The organism is Mycobacterium sp. (assembly GCF_049673265.1).
Classification (GTDB): domain Bacteria; phylum Actinomycetota; class Actinomycetes; order Mycobacteriales; family Mycobacteriaceae; genus Mycobacterium.
The window spans coordinates 1-5,113 of sequence record NZ_JBATXN010000193.1 but is presented as its reverse complement, the minus strand read 5'-3'; the positions used below and the strand labels follow the sequence as shown (position 1 = coordinate 5,113).

General features: G+C 63.2%; 5 protein-coding genes. 4 read left to right on the top strand and 1 reads right to left on the bottom strand.

The genetic code is table 11. The features are described from left to right. Positions 1-81 precede the first annotated feature (81 nt). The 4 genes from WBF82_RS06835 to WBF82_RS06820 all read left to right on the top strand — a co-directional run bounded on the left by WBF82_RS06835 (position 82) and on the right by WBF82_RS06820 (position 4,147). On the top strand, positions 82-636 hold the full coding sequence (locus WBF82_RS06835) for a TetR/AcrR family transcriptional regulator (protein ID WP_424382311.1): 555 nt from the start codon (positions 82-84) through the stop codon (positions 634-636). 64 nt (positions 637-700) lie between these two features. Next, positions 701-2,326: a chloride channel protein gene (locus tag WBF82_RS06830; protein ID WP_424382310.1), complete on the top strand. Its 1,626-nt coding sequence runs from the start codon at positions 701-703 to the stop codon at positions 2,324-2,326. A 109-nt stretch (positions 2,327-2,435) separates the two neighbouring features. Further along, positions 2,436-3,224: a PE-PPE domain-containing protein gene (locus WBF82_RS06825; RefSeq protein WP_424382309.1), complete on the top strand. Its 789-nt coding sequence runs from the start codon at positions 2,436-2,438 to the stop codon at positions 3,222-3,224. Between the two features lie 131 nt (positions 3,225-3,355). After that, positions 3,356-4,147: a PE-PPE domain-containing protein gene (locus WBF82_RS06820; RefSeq protein ID WP_424382308.1), complete on the top strand. Its 792-nt coding sequence runs from the start codon at positions 3,356-3,358 to the stop codon at positions 4,145-4,147. Between the two features lie 502 nt (positions 4,148-4,649). On the opposite strand, the gene WBF82_RS06815 is transcribed toward WBF82_RS06820, so the two are convergent. Further along, on the bottom strand, positions 4,650-5,113 hold a 464-nt coding region (locus tag WBF82_RS06815), incomplete at its 5' end, for an HNH endonuclease (RefSeq protein ID WP_424382307.1).

Genomic DNA, 5,113 nt, shown 5'->3' with positions numbered 1-5,113 from the left:
TTTAAAGTGAGAATATTGAGCTGAAAATTCTCAACGTGAGAGATCTAATTCAGCGTGCTGCGACCAAGGGAGCTAGGTGAGATGCCACGCCACGATTGGCTGGTCGGACGGGATCGCCGAAGCGAAGCCGCTGAACGGATCTACGACGCGGCCGCCAACTTGATTGCTCGCCGGGGATACGACGGCTTCACCATCGAGGCGTTGGCCGCGCAAGTACATTGCTCCCCCGCGACGATTTACCGGCATGCCGGCGGCAAAGCCGCGATCCGCGACGCCGTCGTCGCGATCCAGGCGGCCCGCATCGTCGACACGGCACGCCAAGCGATCAAAGACCTGAAGGGCCCGGACCGCGTGGTGACCGCCACCGTCGTCGCACTGCAGGGTTTGCAATCTGATCCACTGGCTCACTTGATGCGGTCGATGCACGAGACTCCGATTAGCCAATGGATCACCAACTCGCCCGCTGTAAACGGCTTTGCCACCGAAATGCTTGGTCTCGAAGACGATGACCCGATCGCCGCACAATGGCTGATCCGCGTCTTCTTGGCCCTGTGGTGTTGGCCGCTCAAAGACCCCACCGACCAACAAACCATGCTGCAGCGCTTTCTCGGGCCGCCCTACCGCACCGACTGTTAAGCCAACTCGGGGTGGTCTAAACCTCACAGGAAGTGCCCAGGATTTGCATGGTGCAATACCAGCCATGACGGTCACGGGTGGACGCCTAGCGGATTTCGTGGTCAACCGGCGCATGTTGCTGATAACGGCGCTGGCACTGCCGATCGGAGCGCTGTCGGCGGGCGCAGCCTGGTGCCTACTGAAGTTGATCGGGCTGGTCACCAACCTTGTCTTCTACCAACGCTGGGCCTACGGCCTTGTCGCGCCGGGGGCGCAGCACCATCCGTGGTGGTTGATCCTGGGCGCACCCGTCGCCGGCGGTCTGGTGGTCGGCGTGATGGCGCGGTTTGGATCGGACAAAATTCGCGGTCACGGCATGCCGGAGGCCATTGAAGCCATCCTGACCCGCGGCAGTCGCATCGAACCCAAAGTTGCTGTCCTCAAACCTATTTCGGCGGCAATTAGCATCGGCACCGGTGGTCCGTTCGGTGCTGAGGGGCCGATCATCATGACCGGCGGCGCACTGGGTTCGATCCTCGCGCAACAACTGCATCTGACCGCAGATGAACGAAAAACCCTGCTTGTTGCCGGTGCCGCGGGTGGCATGGCAGCGACATTCAACGCTCCGCTGGCATCCATTCTGCTTGCCGTGGAGCTGCTGTTGTTCGAATGGCGGCCCCGCAGCCTGGTTCCGGTCACGGCCGCGGTGGTCATCGCGACCGTCGTGCGCGGGTTCATCCTGGGGACTGGCCCGATATTCCCAGTCGTTGCCCACGTCAGCGAAATTGGTTGGAACATCGACGCCTTGGCTCTTGTCATCGGCCTGTGCGGCGCCGTGGTCGCCGTCGCCGCGACGCGACTGGTGTATCTGGCCGAAGATCTTTTCGCGCGTCTGCCATTTCACTGGATGTGGTGGCCGGCAATCGGCGGTGTCGTGATCGGTTTGGGCGGCCTGATCCAGCCGCGCGCTCTGGGCGTCGGCTACGACGTGATCAACGCGTTGCTGACTGGGCAGGCCGGCATGTCGGTTATCGTCGGCGTTCTTGTCGTGAAGACCCTGATCTGGTCGCTGTCCTTGGGCTCGGGCACCTCTGGCGGTGTGCTCGCTCCCGTGTTCATGATCGGCGGTGCGCTCGGTGCCCTTGTCGGACAAGGGCTTCCACCGGTATTTCCGGGATTCTGGGCGATTCTGGGCTTGGCCGCGGTGGTCGGCGGCGTTCTGGGCTCGCCGCTCACCGGAATCATTTTCACCCTGGAGTTGACGCACGCGTGGCCCGCGCTGTTGCCGCTCATCATCGCCGCGGTCACCGGCTACGCCGTGTCGGTGCTGGTGCTCGATCGGTCCGTCTTGACTGAGAAGATCGCGCGGCGCGGACTGCACGTGACTCGTGACTACACCACCGACCCGCTGGAAACCTTCTTCGTCGCCGACGTGATGCATCCCGAGCCCGCGGATGTCGAAGTGGGCGGCACCGTCGGCACGCGCGACACGTTGCGACATGCTGCGAACGTTCTCGCCGAAGCCGGCGGCCTTCCGCTGGCAGTCGTGTCGGCCGATGGGACCGAAGAAGGGCACGTGTATTGGCAGGATTTGCTCGCCGCCCGAATGCACGACCTGACCGAGGACACCGCGCGCACCCGCCATCTGATCGCCTTTGCCCGCAGGCAGGGTTCAGCCGTCGACAACCCGCCGGAGCCGTCAACCCGGTAGTGGGCCGCAAGGTGTTCGGCGTCGATCGGTGTTGCGCCGCGTTTTCCGTGCGATCACCAGGTATTTTGCACACCCAGTGATCAATATCCGATGCGGCAGGCCGGTGGTGATGAATGGCTTAAGCAAGGCGCTGGCGGCGATGGCGATCATTTTCGTGGCGCTGTCGACGGATCCGCCGGTAGCTAACGCGGCGGGCGTCACCTACACCGTCGAACCGTTTGATTACGACGGCGTCCGAGGGATGACGATGTCGGTGACCCGAACTGAGTTGGGCGGCACGTTATGTCCCTGTGTGAAGGTGCCCTATCCCGCTGACGGCATGCACAATGACCAAGGAGTAGCGGCGCTGGCCGCTACTCCGTTTCACTCCGGTGACACCGTGCTCGGGTTCAGCCTTGGCTCACAAGTGATCTCGCTCTACCTGGCTCAGCACACACCCCCGCCCGGTGTGCGGTTCGTGTTGTTGGGTGACACGTTTGCCCGCAACGATCAGCTGGTCTCCGAGCGGCAGGGCGTTCCCGCCGACATCGCCAACCAGGTGATCCTGGTGGCGCGTCAATACGATGGATGGAGCGACTATCCCACCATCAAAAACTCGCCCAACTACCAGTTGGCGAATCAGAACGCCCAGGCGGGTGCGGCCTACATCCACAACTACGTCAATGCGCGGATCGACAATCCGGCCAATGTGGTAACAACCCGGGGCAATATCACCGCGATCTTGATCCCGACGCAGCACCTACCGGTCAACGTCCCGAAGCGATGGCAGCTGCAGGGTGCAAAGGCCGACCAGCTTGACGCCGAACAGCGCCCGCTCATTGACAGCGCCTACGACCGGCCCAGCCCGACACCCGACCAGTTGGCAGCCTCGACCGGCGAGCAGGTTCCGTTGACGTGAGGTGACACGTATCGGATCGCTCCAGCAACCCTGAGACGGCCCTACGGTGTGTTGCGCCGCGTTTCCCGACTGTTCGCCAGGTAATTTGCTACTCGCGGTTATCAACATCCGATACGGCAGGCCGGTGGGTGATGAATGGGTTAACCAAAGTGTTGGCGGTGATGGCGAGCATCACCGTGGCGCTGTCGTTGGATCCCCCGGCAGCTAAGGCCGGTGGCGTCACCTACACACTCGAACCGTTCGACTACGACGGCGTCAACGGGACCGTGGTGTCGCTGACCAAAAACCAGTTGGGCGGGACGTTGTGTCCCTGCGTCAAGGTGTCCTATCCCGCCGACGGCGCGCACAATGCCCAAGGGGTAACTGCGCTGGTCAATACTCCCCTTCACGCCGGCGACACCGTGCTCGGGTTCAGTCTCGGATCGCAAGTGGTCGCGCTCTACCTGTCGAAGTACACACCGCCGCCCGGGGTGCGGTTCATTTTGTTGGGTGACACGTTTACCCATAACGACCAGATCGACTCCCTTGGCCAGGGCGTACCCGCGAGCATCGCGAACCAGGTGATACTGGTGGCCCGTCAATACGACGGCTGGAGTGACTATCCGACCAACCTGGCCTCCCCCAACTACCAGCTGGCCTGGCAGAACGCCCAGTACGGCGGCGGCACCATCCACGACTACGTCAACGTGCGCCTCGATAATCCGGCCAACGTGGTGGTCACTCGCGGCAACATCACCGGGATCTTGATCCCGACCCAGCACCTACCCCTCAACGATTGGCGGCGATGGTTGGGGGGAGGTGCGCAGGCCGACCAGCTTGACGCCCAACAGCGCCCCCTCATCGACAGCGCCTACAACGACCGGCCAGGCCCGACGCCCGACCAGGTGGCAGGGTCGACTGCCGAGCAGGTCGCGAACACTTGAGGTAGGGCCCCGCGGAACCCGCACGCGCAAAACGTGCAGGCAAGACGCCTTTACCCGACCTTGACCGTGTGTTGAATCCCCTCCCCGACGATGGGGACATGAGTACGCTTCATGCGGTGGAGCTGGGGGTTTTGGGACCTCTACAGGTCCGACGGGACGGCGCCCCGGTCATGATCCCGGGCGCGAAACCTCGCGCCATCCTCTCGCAAGGGGCTTTGACGCCCAGCGGCGGGTGATCGGCATTTTCATGGTCGAAGGCGACCTCTACAGCCGCGTCGAGGTCTTTGAAGAGGCAGATCTCGATACCGCGGTCGCAAGGTTCGACGAGCTCACCCGAGCCGCCGCGAGCTGAGTCACCCCTCGTCGGCGAGTTCGCGCCACCTGGCTTCGGACGCACGAACGCACGCGGAAGTAGCAGCGGGCTTCGCAAACGAAATTCTGTATGCCTCAACCTGTTTGGGCTTCGATACGGTGCTGGCAATGACGGGCTGCGGTAACCAACCTAGTTGTTTGTTGGTGGTGGTTGCGGCTGAAAGGGTTCATACCACCACCAGTCGGCGCGCTCGCCAGTGGGCCCAGGCCACGGTGGGACAGCCGGCGGGGCAAGGTTCGGAGCACGCGCGAGCGATCCTGCGCTGAGCCGCCGACCGGAGCTGTCAGTGACGATGAGATCGTCGGCGGGTCCGGCGATGGTGATCACGCCCCGGTGGTGCAACCGATGATGATAAGGGCACAGCAATAGCAGGTTGAACAACTCGGTCAGACCACCGTCTTCCCAGTGCCGGATGTGGTGTGCGTGCAGACCGCGGGTGGCCCCACAGCCGGGAACCGCACACGTGGGATTGCGGTGCTCGAGGGCGCGGCGAAGCCGCCGATTGATCACCCGCGTCGCGCGGCCAGCGCCGATGACCTCGCCATCACGTTCGAACCAGACTTCACAGGTGGCATCACAGCTCAGGTATCGCC

Excerpts from the sequence above, each read along its gene's own strand:
- WBF82_RS06830 (WP_424382310.1), top strand. The coding sequence starts at position 701 with ATGACGGTCACGGGTGGACGCCTAGCGGATTTCGTGGTCAACCGGCGC.
- WBF82_RS06835 (WP_424382311.1), top strand. The coding sequence starts at position 82 with ATGCCACGCCACGATTGGCTGGTCGGACGGGATCGCCGAAGCGAAGCC.
- WBF82_RS06825 (WP_424382309.1), top strand. The coding sequence starts at position 2,436 with ATGAATGGCTTAAGCAAGGCGCTGGCGGCGATGGCGATCATTTTCGTG.
- WBF82_RS06820 (WP_424382308.1), top strand. The coding sequence starts at position 3,356 with ATGAATGGGTTAACCAAAGTGTTGGCGGTGATGGCGAGCATCACCGTG.